Raw genomic sequence first — 19,302 nt, 5'->3', positions numbered from 1 at the left:
ACCCGACCACCGATCAAGACGAGGAGCAGACATGACCGCACCGGAGCGATCCATCGACGACCTGGTCGCCGCCACCACCATCGCCGGAGAACGTTGGGCGGCAACAGAATCAGGCGAGCGTCGGCAGATCCTGCACGCGGTCGCCGATGCGCTCGACGCGGCCGCCGACCACCTGATCCCGATCGCGCAGGACGAATCACATCTGCCACGGCCACGGCTGACCGGTGAACTGACCCGCACCACATTCCAGATCCGGCTTCTCGCCGACGCCGCCGCGGCGGGCGAGCACCTTGACGTTCGTATCGATCACGCCGACCCACAGTGGCCGATGGGCGCTCCGCGGCCGGATCTGCGCCGCACGTCGGTCCCCGTGGGCCCGGTCCTCGTCTTCGGTGCGTCCAACTTCCCATTCGCGTTCAGCACCGCCGGCGGCGACACCGCCTCGGCACTCGCGGCCGGCTGCCCGGTGATCTACAAGGCCCACCACGGCCACCCCGCACTGTCGGACGCCACCGCCACCGTCGTGAACGACGCACTCGACACCGCCGGCGCACCGGCGGGCCTGTTCTCGACAATCCACTCCGAAGCCGACGGCCGCGCCGTGCTCGCCCACCCCGACCTCAAGGCCGCCGCATTCACCGGCGGAATACCCGGCGGCCGAGCACTTTTCGACATCGCACAGGCACGTCCCGAACCGATCCCGTTCTACGGTGAACTCGGCAGCGTCAATCCGGTGTTCGTCACCGAGTCCGCGGCCTCCGCCCGGGCACAGGAGATCGTCGACGGCTTCCTCGGGTCGTTCACGCTCGGGCAGGGGCAGTTCTGCACCAAACCCGGAATCCTTCTGGTACCCGCCGATTCGGCGATCCCGGACTTGCTGCGCGATGCCGCGCTGCCGCCCGGACATGCACTGCTCAACGCGGGAATAGCCCGGGGACACAGCAAGGTGCGCGACGGGCTCACCGGCCACCCGGGGGTGCGGTTGCTCACCGGAGGCGGACCGGAGACGGACCCACCGGCACCTACGTTGCTAGCCACCGACAGTGCCACGCTGATCACCGGCTTCGACGATCTCGTCGTCGAATGTTTCGGTCCCACAGCGCTTGTGGTGACCTATGCCGATACCAGCGACCTGCTCCGGATCGCCCGCAGGCTGCACGGTCAGCTCACCGCAACCCTCGTCGCCGAACCCGACGACGCCATCGTCGGACCGCTGACCACCATCCTCACCCGCAAAGCCGGTCGCATCCTGTGGAACCAGTGGCCGACCGGGGTGTCGGCGACCTACGCCCAGCAGCACGGCGGCCCGTACCCGGCCAGCACCACACCCGGCACCACCTCGGTCGGAACCGCCGCATTGAGCCGTTTCGTGCGGGCAGTGGCATGGCAGGGATTCCCGCAGCAACTGTTACCGGGCGAACTGCGCGACGACCAGTCGGTACCTGCGCCGCGCCGCGTGAACGGCGTGCACGACCCGGACACACTCCGATGAGGACATCGCACGTCCACCACGCCGTCGACTCACACACCGAGGGCATGCGACCCGAGTCATCGCCGGCGGCGGCACCGCGACCGTCCTGGTGGAGACAGGCATGGTGCCCGTCACCGAACCGATCACCACCCTGCGACTGGACACCCCGGCCGGGCTCGTCTGTCCGGTTCCGGCCGCCGCATCCGAGTCAGAAGTGCGTGATCAGTCAGACATACCAATCGTCCGGCGCAACAGTGGGGTGAGTATCGCGTCGATGTCATCGAGCGCCGTCGTGCTGCGCTCGGCCCGGCAGATCGCCACCGTTCCCTCGATCGACGCGACTACAAGCGTCGCCGTCTGCCGCGCGATGACCTCGTCCGCGCCGTGCTCTCGCAACGAGTCTGCCAGGATTGCGGTCCAATCGCCGAACGCGGCGGCCGCGGCGAGCAGGGGAGCATCGTCGTCGTCGGGTTCCTCGACCGCGACCGCCAGCACCGGGCATCCCGCGCGATAATCGCTGTCGACAATGATCTTTCGCCACATCACCAGGAACTCCCGCATCCCGTCGACGGGACCCCCGGCGGTCAGTTCGCGGCGCAACGCCCGGCAGATGAACGTGTTGGCGTGCTCGACGGCCGCGACCGCGAGCTCGGACTTGCCGCCGGGAAAGTAGTGGTACGTCGAACCCAGCGGTGCGCCGGAGTACTTGGCCACCTCACGCACGCTGGTGGCGCGGAGCCCGCGGCGCGCGAACAGGTCGGCGGCACCGCTGATCAGTTGCTCGCGTGGTGTGCGTGTGGCCACGTCCAACCCCTTCCATCTTGCTCATAACGACTGTCATAGCGTAGCGTTCGATGAAGTATAACAACTGTTATAACGTGATGGAGGTAGCGACATGGGCACACTGAGTGACACGGTGGGGAGCTTCGCCCCGGGTGAGGAATTCACCATCCCCGACGCCTGGACCCAGGGCCGCACCGCTTACGGCGGACTGACCGCCGCGCTGGCGGTGGCCGCAACCCAGGCGTCGGCCGAAGAGTCGTTGCCACCGCTTCGTTCCGCCCAATTCGCCTTCACCGCACCGGCATCTGGCACCCTGTCCATTCACCCACGCAGCCTGCGGCGCGGCCGGTCGGCGACCGGCTTCGCCGTCGAAGGCATCAGCGCAGGACAGGTCGCGTCCACCGCGTCATTGATCTTCTCCGGGGTCCGCGAGTCGGCCGTCGTACATTCGGTGCTCACCGCACCCGAGGTACCCGGACCGCACGATTGCCCCGAGTTCCCGAATTCGGGCGCTCTCACGCCGGCGTTCTTCCGCAACTTCGAGGTCCGCGTCGCAGGTGGGGCAGCACCGATCAGCGGCGCCGAATTGCCCGAGTTACTGTGCTGGGTAAGACATCTCGATGCCACTGGCATCGACCCGGATGTCGCACTGGTGGCGCTGGGTGACGCACTGCCGCCGGCGGCGACGACCGCGTTCACCGACTGGGCACCCATCAGCACCATGTCGTGGACGATCAACATCTGCGCCGACAAGCCCGTCGACCCGAACGGCTGGTTCCTGCTGCGCTCGGTCAGCGCCGTCGCCCACAGTGGCTACTCGGCCCAGCAGATGACCATGTGGGACGCCGACCGCGCACCTGTCCTCATCGGCACCCAGACCGTCGCAGTATTCGGCTGACTCCGGGCCGTCACCGGCTCACGACACCCGGTAGTCCTGCTGGGCTGCGCACCCCATCGACGCCCACTCGACCCAGGTCACACGATCGTGGGGAAAGTTATCTGCGTAACCGAATTGCGGCGACCCGCCAACGGCGTATTTTCATGAGAGTGATCACGTCTACAGCCCAGACCGAATCCACCGACCGCATTCGGAGTGCCACGTTCCGGCAGCGGGTGGTCTCCGCTGACGATGCGGTCAAGTTCATCCATCCCGGTGACACCGTGGCGATCAGTGGTTTCGCCAGCGCCGGCACACCCAAGGACTCGATCGTGGCGCTCGCCGGACGGATCGGCCAGATCCGGTCGACCGGCACGGACTTCACGATCAACCTGCTCACCGGCGCGTCAGTTTCCTCCGACACCGAGCGGTTGCTGTCCGAGGTCGACGGTATCGCGCTGCGCATGCCGTACCAGTCCGAACCGACCGCCCGCGGGCGCATCAACTCCGGCACCATGGACTACGTCGACATCCACCTGTCGCACGTGGCGCAGCAGGTGTGGCTCGGGTACTACGGCAAAGTCGACATCGCGATCGTCGAGGTCTCCGGAATCACCGAGTCTGGGGAGTTGATCCCGGCCGCGTCCGTAGGCAACAACAAGACGTGGCTCGACGTTGCCGAGAAGGTCATTCTTGAGGTCAACTCGGCCATCCCGTCGCACCTGGAGGGCATGCACGACATCTACTACGGCACCGCGCTGCCACCTGACCGCAAGCCGATCGAGATCGCCAAAGCTGATGACCGCATCGGTCAGCCGACCTTCCGCGTCGACCCGGACAAGGTTGTCGCCGTCATCCGCACCCAAACCCCCGACGCGGGCAGCCCTGTGGCCGCGCCGGACGCCGTCAGCCAGGCCATCGCAGATCATGTCCTGGACTTCTTCGCACATGAGGTGCGCGCAGGACGGCTTCCGGCCGATTCCCTCCTGCCGTTGCAGGCCGGTATCGGCAACGTGGCGAACGCGGTCCTCAGCGGCCTCGACCACGGCGGATACCGCGGCCTGAGCTGCTACACCGAGGTCATTCAGGACGGCATGCTGCACCTGATCAAAGAGGGCATCGTCACTCACGCCTCGACAACGGCGCTCGCGTTGACCGACGCCGGATTCCGCGATCTCGAAGCCAACATCGACTTCTATCACGACCGGATCATCCTGCGGCCACAGGAGATCAGCAACCACCCCGAGGTCGTCCGCCGTCTCGGCATCATCGCCATGAACGGCATGCTCGAAGCCGACATCTACGGCAACGTCAACTCGACCCACGTGATGGGCACCAAGATCATGAACGGCATCGGCGGCTCCGGCGACTTCGCGCGCAACGGATTCGTGTCGATGTTCCTGAGCCCATCCACCGCCCGCGGCGGGGCGATCTCCGCAATTGTGCCGATGGTGCCGCACGTCGACCACACCGAACACGACGTCCAGGTGATCGTCACCGAATACGGGCTCGCCGACCTGCGCAGTCTGTCGCCGCGCAAGCGCGCCCGCGTCATCATCGACAAATGCGCCCACCCGGACTACCGTCCGGCACTCGACGACTACTTCCTGCGAGCCCAAGCGGCCACCGGCAGCGGCCAAACACCGCACCTGCTCGGCGAGACGTTCGCCTTCCACCAGCGCTACCTGGCGACCGGCTCGATGAAGTAAATAATCAACGTTGCCGACCGGATAGATACCGCGTCACCGCCAAATATTGCTGGTAGCTCCGGATTCCGGAACCATCAGCAATGTTTGCGCCTGTCTGCCGTCAGTCCGTGTCCTCGAGCCGGTATGCGTCGAACCCTGCCGCGCTGAGTTCGTCGACGCTGAATCCACGCGCTCGGAGATAGTCGGTGAAGAAGGCGGCGCTGAGCTTGCCGGACAGCCGTGCGCTGTTCTCGACCAGGTAGACGCGTTGTTGTGGGAGAACGACTTTCGGTTCGTCGTGCGCGCCGTCGAATGTGATGGTGGTGCCATCGGCGACGACCGCGGCGAACTTCTGTGGCTGGAGCGCCTGCCAGCCGTCGCCAGCCTTGATGCGCACCTCGCCGGCGTCGTCGACAAAAAATCGATGCCCCCGGTTCAGCAGTGGGATGAGGTTGTACCAGAGCAGCAGTAGACCGGGGATGAGCAGGACGGCGAGGGCGTAGCCGCGGGTCCGTTCCAGTTCCGCGTCGTAGAACCCCTTGGTGAAGATCTCGACCGCCCAGCCTTCGATGAAGACCCCGATGTCGGTGAGAACGTCACCGACATCGGCGCGGCCCGACGACAGGTCATAGACGATGGCGCCGGTAGCACCCAAGCCGCCGACGGTGAGGAGCGTGCCCACCAGCAACCACGCCCAATTGGTGCGCGAAGCGAACTCGCCACGCACGTCGGCAGGCACGGTCAGGTCGATCTTTTGGGGACCCATCGGCTTGGCCAGACACCAGACGGTGATCGCAACAGCCACCGCGAGGGCGAGTAACTCCAGTCCGCCGAAGGATACGGTGTCCGACTTCCATATCGCGATGCCGAGGAAGACCAACCACGCGATCCATCGGAGTGCGCGCTGCAAGCCCGAAGGGCGGCGCTTGTCCGTGTCGTCGAGGCGGCCGGGACGTCGACGCGCATCGCTCATATCGCCCCGGTTCGCGGGCGCACTGCACAGCCGAGGGCTGACGCAGCAGCGACCGCAAAGCGTTCGACGGCACGGCCGACGCATGATTCGCACTGATCAGAGTGGGCGCGGGGCACGCCAAGAGCCTAGCACCGACGCCACGGCGATCCAGCTCGCTCTTTGTGACGGCCGACCTCAGCTATCAAGCAAGGTTTGGTGGTCGGAGTTCAGCAGTGGGTTTCCGGTGGTAGCGTCCGCGAGGTGAGGCCCACGCGAGTTGCCGTTGTCGGCACCCTCAACATGGATGTGTTGGATGTGGTCGTGACGGTCGATGGCCAGCCGGGGGCGGAGGAGATGGTCCTTGGGTCGGTGGTGCGGGAACGGTGCGGCGGCAAGGGCGCCAACCAGGCGATCGCGGCGGCATCGGTCGGTGACGGGACATCGGTGGCACTCATCGGCACGGTCGGCCGCGACATCGCCGGCGCGTCGATGCTGGCTAACGCCAAGTCGTTCGGCGTCGACGTCACGTATGTCGGTATCGACGGCGATACGAGCGGACGCACGCTCGTTGAGGTGGATGCCTCCGGTGACAACCGAATCGTGTTTGTACCGGGCGCGAACGCGTTGCTGTCATGCACATCGGTGGTCACCGCGCTGGAAGCTCTCGACCCTGCCGTGGTGCTGACCCAGCTCGAAAGCTCCAGGGCCGTCGCCGAATCGGTGGCCGACTGGTCCGCAGCCCGGGGCAGACGGTTCGTTCTGAACCCGAGTCCCGTCGCCCCGCTGCCTGCACGGGTTCTGTCGCTCGCCGATCCGCTGGTGGTCAATGAGCACGAGGCCCAGGCGTACGCCGACACCGACTCCGACTTCGCAACGGCACTGTTGCGGCTGAGCACTTCGGCGGTGATCACGATGGGCGCCCGCGGCGTCATCGTCGCCACCGGTGACCGGACGTCGTCGATCGCGGTGACACCGGTGCCCGAAGGCGTCGAAACCACCGGCGCCGGTGACTATTTCGCGGGTGTCCTGGCGGCACGGATCGCGTCGGGAGCCGATCTGCACGACGCCGCCGCACACGCGGCCGATTCGGCGACGGCGTTCATCGCCGACCGTCACTTCGGCTAGGAACAGCCGTACCCACACACATCACCACCGAGTCGATCGGCCGCGTATCGCGCATGAGACGCATTGGCGAGCAGCGGGCAGCACCTCCAACCGTTCGGGGTCGATGGGGGACCCGCACGTTTCGCACACCCCGTAGGAACCTCGACCAACACGCTCCAACGCTGCATCGATCTCCTCGACGCGAATCCGGGACCGGGCGAGCTGAGCGACCAACTGACCGCGTTCGACGGCCAGCGTCGTGCCCTCCGGATCGTGTTCGTCATCCGAAGCCTCATCCGACGCCGCCTCAATCACCTCGGACAGCCTCGCCGTCAACGACTCGATCAGCATGAGCGTCCGCGCTTGTTCGGCGAGCAGCGCCTGACGATGGTCGCCCGGATCCGGTCCCGTCACTACTCGGAGACCGCCGCTGAACCTGAAGTCGACAGAGCCACCTGGTCACACGACGTCGTCCGTCCCATTCCGATGCTCCTCACACGATGTGGCGCATACCACACACTACCGGTGGCCTCGGTTGCACACGCCTCTCCGACCCGTGGGGCATGCACCTGGACGCACCCGGTGACAGGCCGCGTGCCGCTCCGGCGAACGGGAACCTACCGGAGGGTTCGTGCCGCTAGAGTCAGACCGGTCGGGTGGTTCGGTAGCCGCTCGGACGAACCGGAACCGAGAGGAACCCTATGACCAAGCTCGCACACCGCCGTATGGCTGTCGCCGCCGGCCTCGCCGCCGTCGCGCTCGTCGCGGCCGCCTGCGGCGATGACGACGGCGACAGCGCATCGCCCAGCGCGTCGACGTCTGTCGTTGTGTCCGAAACATCAACGACAGCAACCGATGTCACATCATCGGCACCGTCGGGTGAATCAGCCACGAGTGAATCGGCAGCCAGCGACGATGCGTCCGCCAACGCGAGCGCCACCGAAGACGCGTCCGCGTCGAAGACGGCAGGGGAGGACTCGGCAACCGAGGTGACGATCACGGGGGCGCAGGGCCGTGAAGTCACGCTGACCGGCCCGATCGCCACCAGATACAAGTCGGCGACCGATGCCGAGAAGAAGGACCTCGGCAAGCCGCTCGACGGCGACCGCAATGCCGGAACTCGCGACAGTGGCGTCGTATATCAGCAGTTCGAAGGCGGCGCGATCACCGCCAAGAACGGTGACGCCGGCACACCCGCATTCATCACCTGGGGCAAGATCCGCGACGCCTGGAACGTTCCGCGCGCGGCCGACGGCACACCGGAGACCACCGGCACCAACGGTTCGGCCGGACCGCTGGGCACGGCCACCAGCGACGAGCAAACCCAAGGCGATCTGAAGGTGACAACCTTCGAACACGGCAAGGTCACCTTCAACACCAAGACCGGCAAGGTCGAGGTCACCGTCAACGGCAAGGTCGTGCCGTCCGGCCTGTAGACCGCTCGCAACAACCAACGGCACCGATGTCCACCAGGATCTCGGTGCCGTTGCTCGTACATGGATATTTCAGATTATCCATACGTCTGGGCAGGGATTTCCGCCTGGGTGAACGAGCCGATAATATACATTATGTTAAGTAAGCGCTCCGCAGCGCTCTACGCCGCAACACTGTTAGTCGGATGACGTCGTCAGGGAACCTTCACCTCACACCGCAGACCTGGGGCCCTGCCTATGCGACGGTCAAGCGTGATGAGCGGCGCATTTGCTAATTCGGCGACCGCGACGTAGCTGGCGTCGTATCCGGACAAGTTGCTGCGGAGTTCCCACACCCGCGAACCGAGAAGCTCGTACGGCCACTGCTCGATCGACAAGTCGAGCAGATCACCGTGGGCCTGCACCGCCTGATCGGCACTGACGACTCCGGCCATCTCTTGTCTGCGAACGATATTGCTTACTTCGAACATCACCAGTTGCGGTGCGAGCAAGCGAGTACCGGACAGTTGCCCAACCGCCCAGCGACCGTCCGGACCGTCGTCGAGCAATAGGGCCACGAGGGCCGAGGCGTCACAGACAACGTCTACCGTCACCGTCGGTCGGCATCTCGTGCGTCGAGGATCGCAGCGGCGTCGACACGAACTCCGGTTGCGGCGACTCGCGTCCGTGCCCGGGCGATCACATCATCAACCTGCGGACGTGTCGCAGACTCCACCAGCATGCCGCGCAAGTACTCCTGCAACGATTTGCCCGCCCGTGCGGCCCGCCCTGCGAGCTCATCGCGCACCGCGTCCGGAACGTCACGAACTGTGATCACCACACTCATGCAGTCATATTAGCTGCATTGTCGGCACTATACAGCTATGGCCGTGGTTGGGACGGCGCCCGTTGTGCGGCTACGTGGCTGCCTTCTTGATACGTGCGCCAAGGGATTCCAGTTCGTCGAGGACCAGGCCCGCGCCCCAGATCTGGTCGCGTTTGCGTGTCGTCAGCGGGTGAATGATGCCGGCCGATTGGAGGCGTTCGATTGCGGCGTACACACTGCTGGGTTTGAGTTCGAGGCGATCGATGACGTCCTCGGCCGTCACCACGGGCACGTTGATCAGCGATCCGACGATCTTGGCCGCAGCGCTGTGGCTTCGAAGCGGACCACTCATCTCACGCCATCTGCCGGGGATGCCGGCCAAGATGCGCGCCGTCTTGCGGGACTCAACCGCAGCGATATGTGAACCTGTCGAGAAGGACCGCATCAGCGGCACCGGATCCCCTTCCCGGTAGGCAGCGAGATCGTCGAAGTAGCGATCACGGTGCGCCACCAGCGCCGACGCCAGTGGCACGACGACCGACGTCGTGACCTTGCGGCGCCGCAGGATGCTATTGATCAACGCTCGCCCGATGCGCCCGTTGCCGTCGGTGAAGGGGTGAATCGACTCGAACTGGGCGTGGGAAATCGCGCACTGGGCCAGGACGGGCACGTCGTTGCGATTGGCGTACGCAATGACGTCGCGCATATACACCTGGACATCGGCGGGTGGCGGTGGGATATAGAGGGCGTCGCGTGGTGAGTAGTGACTCCCCCCGATCCAGTTCTGGACGTCCCGCAGAACCCCGGCATATCGGCGTTCGTCCGCGTCGTCGCGCATCAACTCGCGATGAGCCGCCAGCAAGTCTGCCAGATCGATTCGTCCGCTACCGGTCACCGCTGTCAACAGCTCGTCAGTCGCCGCGGTTGCTCTGACCATGGACGTTGCTGACGGATTCGCGGCAACCCCGTACAGGGCGCGAGCATAGTCTTCGATCCCGGCGTCGATCTCCTCGATTCGTGACGAGGCGACGCATTCTGTACGTAGTAATAGCGTTCCCAGAGCGCCGAGATTGCCGGAGTCCTGCGCATCCAATGCGGCGATCTCCCCCAGTGATGCTTCCATGTCCGCGGCCAGGCCAGCCGGTAGTCGGCAATCGGAGTCGGCGATCATCGGCGGCAGCCTGACCTCGATCTCTGAGGTCATCCGATCTGCACGGCTGCCCGCTCGGGCCTGTTGACGCCAGGGAACGATGCGTCGACCATGTTTCGGCCAGTTCACCGTCTCCTCTTCAGCCATGACCCTCCAAACCCGGAATAGCTACGTCGATATTCCGAGTTTACTTATCAAAGTCGGAATAGTGTTCGCGTAGCAGTGTCAGGGCCAGCCGAAGAGTCCCCGGTGTCGTCCCCATACGTCAGGCAGGCGAGGCGCAGGGAGCGATCGGCGAGCACATCACGGGAGGCCACCCGGGCGGAAGTCTCGGTGTCCACGGCGCCACGCTACTCGGGCTCTCGCTTCGAAACACAGATGAGCGGTCTGTTCACTCCGCGGATGGTGCGGACCTACCTCCCGGTCGATGTGCGTCGTGGTGCTTCGACTGCAGCGCGAGCACGCCGCCGGCGACGAGTGGCGCCGTGGTCGAGGCGACCAGCACCGCGATCTTGGCATGCGCAAGTAAGTCAGGATCTGCGGGAAAGCTGAGTTCGACGACCAGCAACGACACGGTGAAACCGATTCCCGCGAGCAGTGACACTGCCGCGAGATCGCGCCATTGAACGTCATCGTCGAGTTCGCTGTCGGTGAACCGGACGACGAGCCAGGTTGCGCCGAGGATTCCCACCGGCTTGCCCAGCAACAGGCCCAGCACCACGCCCACAGCGACCGGATCGGTCAATGCCGTCGTCAGGCTCCCCTCTCCGCCGACTGTGACGCCGGCCGCGAAGAACGCGAACACCGGCACCGCCAATCCCGCCGACAACGGACGGAAACGATGCTCGAATCGCTCCGCCAGCCCCTTCTGTCCCCCGCCGTTGTCTCCCCCACTGCGCACCGGGACCGCGAATCCCAGGAGAACTCCGGCGATCGTGGCGTGGATTCCCGAAGCGTGCACCAACGCCCAAACCACGACACCCAGCGGCAGGAGCGTTGCCCACGCGGCCCACCATGTGCGGGCAAACCAGCCGGCGCACCGGTGAGCGAGGAAGCAGAACAACGCCAGCGGAACCGCCGCCCCCAGCAATGCCACGCCGTTGACGTGATCGGCGTAGAAGATGGCGATGATCGCGATCGCGATCAGGTCATCGACCACGGCGAGGGTCAGCAGGAACAATCGCAACGCCACCGGCAGCCTCGAACCGACCACCGCCAGCACCGCAACCGCGAACGCGATATCGGTGGCGGTGGGGATCGCCCACCCGCTGCTGCCGGCCGAACCCCGGTTGACCGCGGCATAGATCATCGCGGGCACCACGACGCCGCCAACGGCCGCGACGACCGGGACCATCGCCGTGCGTACCGATCGCAACCGCCCGATCACGATCTCGCGTTTGAGTTCAAGGCCGACGAGGAAGAAGAAGACGGCCAGCAACCCGTCGGCAGCCCACTGCCCGACACTGAGTTCCAAATGCCATGGCGCATAGCCGACGCGAGCATCGCGCAACCCGGAGTACTCATCGGCCAGCGGACCATTTGCCCCGATCACCGCTGCAATCGCAGCTCCGACCAGCAGGAACCCACCGACGGACTCAGCACGCAGAATGTCGTCGATACGCAGAGTCTCCCCGACCGGTCGGCGACCGAACACACGATGCGACGACGAACGACCATTTCGGCCAGACATGGAAAGTCCCTTCAAGTCGACGAAACCACACGCCGACCAGACTTCCCGGCACACCGATGTGAAACTTTACAGACACGTGCCGCGTGGGCCGCGAGTGACAGTCGTGCGGTCGGTCCATCGTCAGGTCGAGGACATCTTCCATGTCTACTCCCCCAGCGCAGGAATCCTTTGACATTGAGGAATGGAAGGCCGATGTCGAGGTCACTCCAGGGGGCGGTCTGCTACGGTCACCGACGAACCAGCCCATAGCGGCGCGCGTATCCGGCCCGGGCGCGGCGATCGGTATCAAGAAGGAACAAGCAATGGTCACGATCTCCACCAACGGTCCGATCTGGACGCTGGACCTCGGCGGCGACGAGAACCGCTTCTCCCTAGCATGGCTCGACAGCATGGACGCGGCACTCGATGAGCTCGAAGCGTCATCGGAGCCCGCAGTGCTCGTCACGACGGCGACGGGCAAGTTCTACTCGAACGGACTGGACCTCGACTGGGTCAGCCAATTCCCCGACAAACTCGAGCCTTACGCCGCTCGCGTCGAATTGTTGTTCGCACGGATGCTGACGCTGGCCGTGCCGACGGTGGCCGCCATCAACGGTCATGCTTTCGGCGCAGGCGCGATGTTCGCGATGGCCCACGACTGGCGGGTGATGCGCGAGGACCGCGGATTCATCTGCTTCCCCGAAGCCGACATCAACATTCCGTTCACACCCGGAATGTCGGCGCTGGTGGCCTGCAAACTGACGCCTCGCGCTGCGGTCGATGCGATGACCACAGCGCGGCGATTCGGCGCCGGCGATGCCGTCGCGGCCGGGCTCATCGACGCCACCACCCCCATTGACGAGTTGCTCGATGTCGCCATCGGTTTCGTCGAGCACCTGGCCGGTAAGGATCGGAACACGTTGGGCACCATCAAGTCCCGGCTGTTCGCCGACACCGTCGCCGCGCTGCGTGCTCCCAGCGCCGACGGCTGAGTCGAGATCCTGGCGTCCTGGACCGTCAGCGATGGGGTGTCAGCGTGAAGGTGCCGACCACGAGGCCGCCCAGGAACGCCGGTCCCCGGTAGCCGCCGTGCCCGTCGCTTCTCATGAAGACCCGGTGGCCCGGAAAGAAGTCGACGTAGCCGCCTGCCGGCGTCGGGTGGATTCGATAGCGTCCGATGAGGACGAGATCGTCGCCCACGACACGTCCGTCGCGTTGCAGCAGCACCTGACCGGTAGACGACAATGTCGTTGACGTGTAGGTGCCGGGCGCGACGTCGGCGGATGCCTGGCCGACGCCACCGAGGAGCATCATGGTCCCGGCCGCCGCTACCGCAGCGGTGGTGCCAACCGAACGAAATCGTCTACGCATCGGCGCTCCCATCAGAGTGGTTGCGTCAGCGTACTCCCGGCGCGTGCGGCCCCGCCAGCAAGGAATGCCTGGCCAAATATGCACGCTGCTGAAGCATTGGTGCCACGTGCGGAGTGATTCTCGATCAGCCGAAGATGCGTGAGGAGATGTCCGCGAACTCGGTGTCGGTCACCACGCCGGCGGCGCGTAAAGCGGTCAGTGCCGTCATCAATTCGTGGGGTCCTCCGGCAGCCGGCGGTGCGGCCGGCGCAACCGGAGCAGCTGCAACCGGGGCCTGGGCAACCGGGGCCTGGGCAACCGGGGCGTGGGCAACGGGGGCTGGGGCAACCGGTACGTGGGCGACCGGAGCAGCTGCTGCTGCTTCCCTTGCGGCCCAGCGGTTCTGCTGCCGCCGCTGGACGCGGCCGTGGACGGAGCTGGCGACGGCAGCCTTCGCTGCGGTGGACAGAAGGCTCATGATCAGTTCTCCTCAGTGTCTTCGAGTACTCGGACCAGGTCGGCGACCGCGACAGGTCCCGCGGACAACACCGATCCGGACTCGCCCGACCAGGTCTCAAGTACGCCCATCAGGGTACGGTCCTCCCAGATCAGGATGATCGCGACACTCCCGGCTTCCATCGCCTCGCCGACCTCGGCGACATCCTCACCGTCGATCAGCTCGGAGGCCGACGCGGCGAAAGCCTCCGCGCCGACGTCGGACGCCTCGACCCAGCGAACGGTGCCGTCCTCGTCCTTGATCACGAATTCCAAGTCGAGAATGTCGATTCGCCCCGACTCATCGAGCGCCCGCAGCGCTTCCAAACCCTTGGTCGGGACGGTGTTACCTGGAAAGGAAACGACGAGATGCGTGACAGGGCCGAGTTCGGCGTCGAAGATCATCCGCGAATAGTACCTATGCGGAACGGCTGTGGGCCGGAATTGTTCACAGTCGGTTCGTGCCGACGCCAACGACCGACACGACCGGCTGCAGGATGTTGAGGGTTCCGCGTCGATCGCGGGCCCGCAGGCATCCGGGTGGGGCACAATTGGCGCATGACCGACCTGCTTGCGGACTTCGACACCGACACGCTCTCCTACGATGGCATGGTCCATCGCTACTACCGGCTGGGGTCGGGTCCGGCGGTCGTCGTGATCGCGGAGATTCCGGGCATCACGCCCAAGGTGATCGAGTTTGCCCGGCGCGTGGTCGAGGCCGGGTGCACGGTCTATGTGCCCTCGCTGTTCGGGGTCGACGGTGCCGGCAAGAAGCCGTCGGCGATGGTGAAAGCACTCGGGACAGTTTGTGTATCAAGAGAATTCACCGTCTTCGCGACGGGTAAGTCTTCTCCGGTGGTGCTGTGGTTACGCGAACTCGCCACCAGAGCCCACGAGGAGTGTGGTGGGCCGGGTGTGGGTGCGGTCGGAATGTGCGTGACCGGGGGGTTCGCGCTGGCCATGGCCGTCGACGATCGAATGCTCGCACCGGTGCTGTCTCAGCCGTCGCTGCCTGTAGCGATCACACCGGGCCGCCGCCGCACCATCGATATCTCGCCCGCGGACCTCGACATTGTCCAGGCGCGGTGTGAGAACGGTCTGCAGGTGCTCGGAACACGTTTCCACTGCGACCAGATGTCGCCTTCCGGCAGGTTCGCCCTTCTTCGCAATCGACTCGGCACCGCATTCATCGGTGTCGAACTGCCGGGCTCCACGGCAAATCCGAATGTGCCGGGCCCACCGCATTCGGTGCTCACCGAGCATCTGATCGACGAACCCGGGCAGCCCACCCGCGACGCCCTCGACCAGGTACTCGCCTTCTTTCAGCAGAAGCTTGGTGTGACCACGACCGGCGATTGAGCCGGGACTCAGCGGACCGGGACGGTAAAGTGTCGCTCCCCCGACGGAATACATCATTTCGTGCAAGCATGTGCCCATGAGTCCGAGTGCACACGATCACGTCACTGATCACGCCCAGTCCATCGCGTATCCGAGTCCGGGTGCACGGGCACGTCAGTACGAGTATTCCGGTCACCCTCACGTGGTCGTGTTGTTCGGTGCGACGGGCGACCTGTCGCGGCGAAAGTTGCTGTGCGGTCTCGGATATCTGGTGGCGTCGGATCTGAATGCGGATATGCAGGTGGTCGGTACCGGTCTGGATGATATGTCCGAGGACGAGTTCCGGGAGTTCGCGCGACGCTCGATCGAGGCTGTCGGCGCCCGGAAACTGACGGCCGAACAATGGGCGAAGTTCGCTCCGCGGCTGCACTATGTGCCCTCGTCGGCCGGTCCGGAAGCATTGGCGGCCAAGGTCATCGACTGTGAGGCCGAACTCGGCGACGGAGTTCGCCGACTGCATTATCTGAGCGTGCCGCCCAAGGCGGCGCCGGCGGTGATCAACACCCTGCGTGAGGCGGAATTGATCGAGCGGTCGCGCGTCATCATGGAGAAGCCGTTCGGCGAAGACCTGGAGTCTGCGATCAGGCTCAACAATTTTCTGCACGAGACGTTCGCCGAGGAGCAGATTTTCCGGATCGACCACTTTCTGGGCAAAGAGGCGGCACAGAACATTCTGGCGCTGCGGTTCGCCAACGGCCTGTTCGAGCCCATCTGGAACCGGAACTTCATCGGGCACATACAGATAGACATTCCCGAGGCCCTCGGTCTCGATGCGCGTGCCGCATTCTACGAACCCACCGGCGCTTACAAGGACATGGTGGTCACCCACCTGTTCCAGGTGATGGCGTTCGTGGCGATGGAGCCGCCGACCGCGCTGGAGCCGATGGCGATCTCGGAGGAGAAGAACAAGGTGTTCCGGTCGCTGACACCGATATTGCCGAGCGATGTGGTCCGGGGCCAGTACCTGGGGTACCGGGACGAACCCGGCGTGCATCCCGAATCCGACACCGAGACGTTCATCGCGTTACGCGCCTACATCGACAACTGGCGCTGGGCGGGTGTCCCGTTCTACCTGCGCACCGGTAAGCGGATGGCAGAGGGACAGCGCATTATTTCGATCGCCTTCAAGGAGGCGCCGAAGTCGATGTTCCCGGCGGGTTCGGGTGTGGGGAGCCAGGGTCCCGATCACCTGACGTTCGACCTGGCCGACGAGTCGCGGGTGTCGTTGTCGTTCTACGGTAAGCGGCCCGGACCGGGGATGCGGCTGGAGAAGCTGTCGATGCAGTTCTCCACTGAGGAGACCAATCGTGCCGACGAGGTCCTCGAAGCGTACGAACGTCTCATTCTCGATGCCATGGCCGGCGACCACACGCTGTTCACCACCGCCGACGGCATCGAATCACTGTGGGACCGTTCCATTCCATTGCTGTCGGATCCCCCGTTGGTCAAGCCGTACGCACCGGGGTCGTGGGGTCCCAATCAGATTCACCAGCTCATCGCGCCCCACGCGTGGCGTTTGCCGTTCGAACGCGGTTGGCGGGCCAAAAAGTAGGCAACGTCAGGACACCTTGTCCGGAATCGGAGTATCGTCACCACCTCGGGCCAGGTCGGGGTGGTGACGGGCCGCGACGTCGGGGTGCGCACGGAGCCGGGCTTTGATCATGTTCTCGCCGAACGTACCCGAGATCGGGTTGTCGGGGTCGTCGGTGACGCCGGGCGCATCGGCTGCCAGATCGGTGGGCAATTCGATCCGCGGCATCGCCGATGAGAGTGCGGGGTTGAAGAAGAACGGTACCGACAGTCGTTCGGTGCCCGGCGGCGGGGACTGAACTCGATGCATCGTGGCCTTGAGATAGCCGTCGGTGGCGTACTCCATCAGCTCGCCGATGTTGACGACGAACGCGTCCTCGACCGGTGGTGCGTCGATCCAGCCTCCGTCGTGCTCGACCTGCAGGCCACCCTTTCCCGGTTCGATGAGCAGTAGTGTGAGTACGCCCGGGTCCTTGTGTGCGCCGACGCCCTGCCGCTCGGTCGCGCTCTCGCGGCCCGGGTAGCGCACGAGTTTCATCAGTGTGGACGGCCGTTCGGCGAACGCATCATCGAAGACGGCGCGGTCGGCGCCCAGGCTCAGGGCCCACTCCCGCATGAGGCTCAAACCGAGTTCACCGCAGCGCTTTTGCCAGTCGGTGATCACTTCCCTGAAGCCGGGCAGTGCGGGCCACTGGTTGGGACCGTCGAGTCGCAGGTATCCGGGATCGTCACCGAGCGAGGGATATTCGGCGGCCAGGTCGATCTGCTCACGCCAGTCGATCGCGCCTTGGGTGTACTCGCCGCCGAAGCGGGTGTATCCGCGGAAGTGTGGGCTCTTGAGCATTTCTACGTCGAACTTGGCCTCCTCCGGCAGCGCGAAGAACGCTCGCACGGTGGCAAATAGCCGTTCGCGTGTCGCACGGTCGATGCCGTGGCCGACGAGATAGAAGAACCCGACCTCGTGTGTCGCTTCCAGCAGTGCGCGGCGAAAACGTGCGCGGCCGGCGTTGTCACCGTCGAGTAACGACATGTCGACGATCGGCAATTCGGTCAGCGTCGTGGTCATGGCTCACTCTCCTCGCCTGTTGCACCGGCGTTCAATGGTCCGTCTCCGACGGTACTGCACCGGCACGCCCACCGAACGCAGCCGAAGGACCCACCTCACCACCAACGGCGCACCGAGTTTGAATGACAACATGCGAGTACGCATGTACTTTTGAGTATGCCCAAGACCATACAAATTCGCGACATCGATGACGAGGTCTACGCCGCGCTCGTCCGCAGGGCGGCCGAGGACGACATCTCGGTCCCTGAACTGCTGCGACGCGAAGCCACCAGACTCGCTTCCCGCCCGACACTGAAAGCGTGGCTGAGCAGGACCGGGCGTCGACCGTCGAATATCGCCACGGACGATGTACTGGCCTCGCTCGACGACTGGCGTGGCGAGTGGCCCGATGCTGGTCGTTGACGCATCGTGCCTGTTCGAGGTGGTGGCGGACTCCCCGCGCGCAGATACGATCGCTGCGCGGATGCTCGCCGACTCCGACCACGCCGCGCCCGAGATCATCGATGTCGAAGTCCTCGGGGTGATCCGTAGCCAGTACCTCAAAGGCCGACTGGATACGACGGCCGCGAATCAGGCGGTGGCCGATCTGCGGGACTGGCCGGGCGAGCGATTCGCACACCGCTGGATGCTCGACCGCGTTTGGGAATTGCGGGATTCGGTCCGGGGCTGGGATGCCTTCTACGTGACGCTCGCCGAGGCCATGAACGCGACGCTGATCACGCTTGACGCCAGGCTGGCACGAGCACCTGGCCCACGATGCGCCATCGAAGTGGTGAGCTGACAGAGTCTGTTCCTGACTGCTTCATCGCAGCCCGTTCATGAGGCGACGGTCACCGGATGCGGTGGAACGCAAGTACCGGAATGACGCGGATTCCCGCCGTCTTCTCCGCGTATTCGGCGAATCCCGGATAGCGGCGGGCCTGCTCGGCGTAGATGCGGTCACGGTCGGCGCCGGTGATCTCGGTGACGGTGACGTCGAACTCCTCGGTGCCGATCTCGGCATGTCCACGGCCCGCTGTGGTGAGGTTGTAGTACCAGGCGGGGTTGGTGGGGGCACCGGCCTTGGACGCGAACACGTACACGGTGTCGGGGTCGGCGTCGTCGGGCAGGTACATCATCGGGGTGACGGACCGCTTACCCGATTTGCGGCCGACGTGGTGTACAAGCACCATCGGTGCGCCCTCGAACCCACCGCCGACCCGGCCCTCGTTGGTCCGGAACTCGTTGATGATCTGCGTGTTCCAGTCGTCGCCCTCGGCCATGGCCCCTCCTGACAGTGTCGGTCACTACTGGTCCCAGTATGGCCGAGCCCGAGCTGATTGTTCCCCATTCGACGACCCAACGATGGTTGAACCCGATCACTTCGGCCGCCGGCTTCTCCGCGACCGGACGATGCGTCATTCGCGCGGCAGCACTGGTGTCGATCGGAAACCGGGCGACGAGCGACAATCCGCACGTCCTCCGCGGACGCGGCGATATCCTCGCCTAAGGCTGCGGCGACGTACAGGCGCAGTCCGCTCCGATCCAGCCC

General features: G+C 65.1%; 23 protein-coding genes. 11 read left to right on the top strand and 12 right to left on the bottom strand.

The window, feature by feature from the left end; all coding sequences use genetic code 11:
* The first annotated feature begins 31 nt into the window (after positions 1-31).
* Complete coding sequence (locus KDB67_RS07685) at positions 32-1,492, top strand: aldehyde dehydrogenase (NADP(+)) (RefSeq protein ID WP_291014398.1); 1,461 nt, start codon at positions 32-34, stop codon at positions 1,490-1,492.
* A gap of 201 nt (positions 1,493-1,693) precedes the next feature.
* On the opposite strand, the gene KDB67_RS07680 is transcribed toward KDB67_RS07685, so the two are convergent.
* The gene (locus KDB67_RS07680) at positions 1,694-2,275 is read right to left on the bottom strand and encodes a helix-turn-helix domain-containing protein (protein ID WP_291014395.1); all 582 of its coding nucleotides are present in this window, start codon (positions 2,273-2,275) and stop codon (positions 1,694-1,696) included.
* 91 nt (positions 2,276-2,366) lie between these two features.
* Between KDB67_RS07680 and KDB67_RS07675 the strand changes: the two genes are divergently transcribed.
* Complete coding sequence (locus tag KDB67_RS07675) at positions 2,367-3,152, top strand: thioesterase family protein (protein ID WP_291014392.1); 786 nt, start codon at positions 2,367-2,369, stop codon at positions 3,150-3,152.
* A 149-nt stretch (positions 3,153-3,301) separates the two neighbouring features.
* The gene (locus KDB67_RS07670; RefSeq protein ID WP_291014389.1) at positions 3,302-4,840 is read left to right on the top strand and encodes an acetyl-CoA hydrolase/transferase family protein; all 1,539 of its coding nucleotides are present in this window, start codon (positions 3,302-3,304) and stop codon (positions 4,838-4,840) included.
* Between the two features lie 100 nt (positions 4,841-4,940).
* Here KDB67_RS07670 and KDB67_RS07665 read toward each other — a convergent pair whose 3' ends face one another.
* Positions 4,941-5,792 carry a hypothetical protein gene (locus KDB67_RS07665; RefSeq protein WP_291014386.1) on the bottom strand — a complete coding sequence of 284 codons (852 nt, stop codon included), beginning with the start codon at positions 5,790-5,792 and terminating at the stop codon, positions 4,941-4,943.
* A gap of 240 nt (positions 5,793-6,032) precedes the next feature.
* Here KDB67_RS07665 and KDB67_RS07660 point away from each other — a divergent pair, with 240 nt between their 5' ends.
* Entirely contained in the window at positions 6,033-6,896 is an 864-nt protein-coding gene (locus tag KDB67_RS07660) for a PfkB family carbohydrate kinase (RefSeq protein WP_291014383.1), read from the top strand.
* Between the two features lie 21 nt (positions 6,897-6,917).
* On the opposite strand, the gene KDB67_RS07655 is transcribed toward KDB67_RS07660, so the two are convergent.
* Positions 6,918-7,226, bottom strand: a complete 309-nt coding sequence (locus KDB67_RS07655) for a TraR/DksA C4-type zinc finger protein (protein ID WP_291014450.1) — start codon at positions 7,224-7,226, stop codon at positions 6,918-6,920.
* Between the two features lie 350 nt (positions 7,227-7,576).
* Here KDB67_RS07655 and KDB67_RS07650 point away from each other — a divergent pair, with 350 nt between their 5' ends.
* Entirely contained in the window at positions 7,577-8,311 is a 735-nt protein-coding gene (locus KDB67_RS07650; protein ID WP_291014380.1) for a hypothetical protein, read from the top strand.
* 191 nt (positions 8,312-8,502) lie between these two features.
* Here the strand turns inward: KDB67_RS07650 and KDB67_RS07645 are convergent, their stop codons facing one another.
* The 4 genes from KDB67_RS07645 to nhaA all read right to left on the bottom strand — a co-directional run bounded on the left by KDB67_RS07645 (position 8,503) and on the right by nhaA (position 11,953).
* Positions 8,503-8,901 (bottom strand): type II toxin-antitoxin system VapC family toxin, encoded by a 399-nt coding sequence (locus KDB67_RS07645; RefSeq protein ID WP_291014378.1) that lies wholly within the window; start codon positions 8,899-8,901, stop codon positions 8,503-8,505.
* Complete coding sequence (locus KDB67_RS07640; protein ID WP_291014375.1) at positions 8,898-9,134, bottom strand: hypothetical protein; 237 nt, start codon at positions 9,132-9,134, stop codon at positions 8,898-8,900. The genes KDB67_RS07645 and KDB67_RS07640 overlap by 4 nt, the downstream gene beginning before the upstream one ends.
* Before the next feature lie 70 nt (positions 9,135-9,204).
* Positions 9,205-10,317: a Fic family protein gene (locus tag KDB67_RS07635; RefSeq protein ID WP_291014372.1), complete on the bottom strand. Its 1,113-nt coding sequence runs from the start codon at positions 10,315-10,317 to the stop codon at positions 9,205-9,207.
* Between the two features lie 337 nt (positions 10,318-10,654).
* On the bottom strand, positions 10,655-11,953 hold the full coding sequence (gene nhaA, locus KDB67_RS07630) for a Na+/H+ antiporter NhaA (protein WP_291014370.1): 1,299 nt from the start codon (positions 11,951-11,953) through the stop codon (positions 10,655-10,657).
* A 302-nt stretch (positions 11,954-12,255) separates the two neighbouring features.
* Here nhaA and KDB67_RS07625 point away from each other — a divergent pair, with 302 nt between their 5' ends.
* A complete protein-coding gene (locus KDB67_RS07625; RefSeq protein ID WP_291014449.1) occupies positions 12,256-12,924 on the top strand; it encodes an enoyl-CoA hydratase-related protein in 669 nt (222 codons plus the stop codon).
* A gap of 25 nt (positions 12,925-12,949) precedes the next feature.
* On the opposite strand, the gene KDB67_RS07620 is transcribed toward KDB67_RS07625, so the two are convergent.
* The 3 genes from KDB67_RS07620 to KDB67_RS07610 all read right to left on the bottom strand — a co-directional run bounded on the left by KDB67_RS07620 (position 12,950) and on the right by KDB67_RS07610 (position 14,182).
* The gene (locus tag KDB67_RS07620) at positions 12,950-13,303 is read right to left on the bottom strand and encodes a hypothetical protein (RefSeq protein WP_291014367.1); all 354 of its coding nucleotides are present in this window, start codon (positions 13,301-13,303) and stop codon (positions 12,950-12,952) included.
* A 124-nt stretch (positions 13,304-13,427) separates the two neighbouring features.
* Positions 13,428-13,760, bottom strand: coding sequence for a hypothetical protein (locus KDB67_RS07615; protein ID WP_291014364.1), 333 nt, complete (start codon positions 13,758-13,760; stop codon positions 13,428-13,430).
* 2 nt (positions 13,761-13,762) lie between these two features.
* On the bottom strand, positions 13,763-14,182 hold the full coding sequence (locus KDB67_RS07610) for a DUF6325 family protein (protein WP_291014362.1): 420 nt from the start codon (positions 14,180-14,182) through the stop codon (positions 13,763-13,765).
* Between the two features lie 153 nt (positions 14,183-14,335).
* Here KDB67_RS07610 and KDB67_RS07605 point away from each other — a divergent pair, with 153 nt between their 5' ends.
* Entirely contained in the window at positions 14,336-15,136 is an 801-nt protein-coding gene (locus tag KDB67_RS07605) for a dienelactone hydrolase family protein (protein WP_291014359.1), read from the top strand.
* Positions 15,137-15,212: 76 nt separating this feature from the next.
* Positions 15,213-16,727 carry a glucose-6-phosphate dehydrogenase gene (gene zwf / locus KDB67_RS07600; RefSeq protein ID WP_291014356.1) on the top strand — a complete coding sequence of 505 codons (1,515 nt, stop codon included), beginning with the start codon at positions 15,213-15,215 and terminating at the stop codon, positions 16,725-16,727.
* A gap of 6 nt (positions 16,728-16,733) precedes the next feature.
* On the opposite strand, the gene KDB67_RS07595 is transcribed toward zwf, so the two are convergent.
* Positions 16,734-17,771, bottom strand: coding sequence for a 2-oxoglutarate and iron-dependent oxygenase domain-containing protein (locus KDB67_RS07595; RefSeq protein ID WP_291014354.1), 1,038 nt, complete (start codon positions 17,769-17,771; stop codon positions 16,734-16,736).
* 156 nt (positions 17,772-17,927) lie between these two features.
* Here KDB67_RS07595 and KDB67_RS07590 point away from each other — a divergent pair, with 156 nt between their 5' ends.
* On the top strand, positions 17,928-18,173 hold the full coding sequence (locus KDB67_RS07590) for a hypothetical protein (RefSeq protein WP_291014352.1): 246 nt from the start codon (positions 17,928-17,930) through the stop codon (positions 18,171-18,173).
* Complete coding sequence (locus tag KDB67_RS07585; protein WP_291014350.1) at positions 18,160-18,552, top strand: type II toxin-antitoxin system VapC family toxin; 393 nt, start codon at positions 18,160-18,162, stop codon at positions 18,550-18,552. The genes KDB67_RS07590 and KDB67_RS07585 overlap by 14 nt, the downstream gene beginning before the upstream one ends.
* A 49-nt stretch (positions 18,553-18,601) precedes the next feature.
* Here KDB67_RS07585 and KDB67_RS07580 read toward each other — a convergent pair whose 3' ends face one another.
* Entirely contained in the window at positions 18,602-19,033 is a 432-nt protein-coding gene (locus KDB67_RS07580) for a nitroreductase family deazaflavin-dependent oxidoreductase (protein ID WP_291014349.1), read from the bottom strand.
* A gap of 38 nt (positions 19,034-19,071) precedes the next feature.
* Here KDB67_RS07580 and KDB67_RS07575 point away from each other — a divergent pair, with 38 nt between their 5' ends.
* A complete protein-coding gene (locus KDB67_RS07575; RefSeq protein WP_291014344.1) occupies positions 19,072-19,260 on the top strand; it encodes a hypothetical protein in 189 nt (62 codons plus the stop codon).
* Positions 19,261-19,302: the final 42 nt, after the last annotated feature.

Source organism: Gordonia sp. (in: high G+C Gram-positive bacteria) (assembly GCF_020438995.1).
Lineage (GTDB): Bacteria > Actinomycetota > Actinomycetes > Mycobacteriales > Mycobacteriaceae > Gordonia.
The sequence above is the reverse complement of the archived record's forward strand: the minus strand, read 5'-3'. Positions and strand labels throughout refer to the sequence as shown.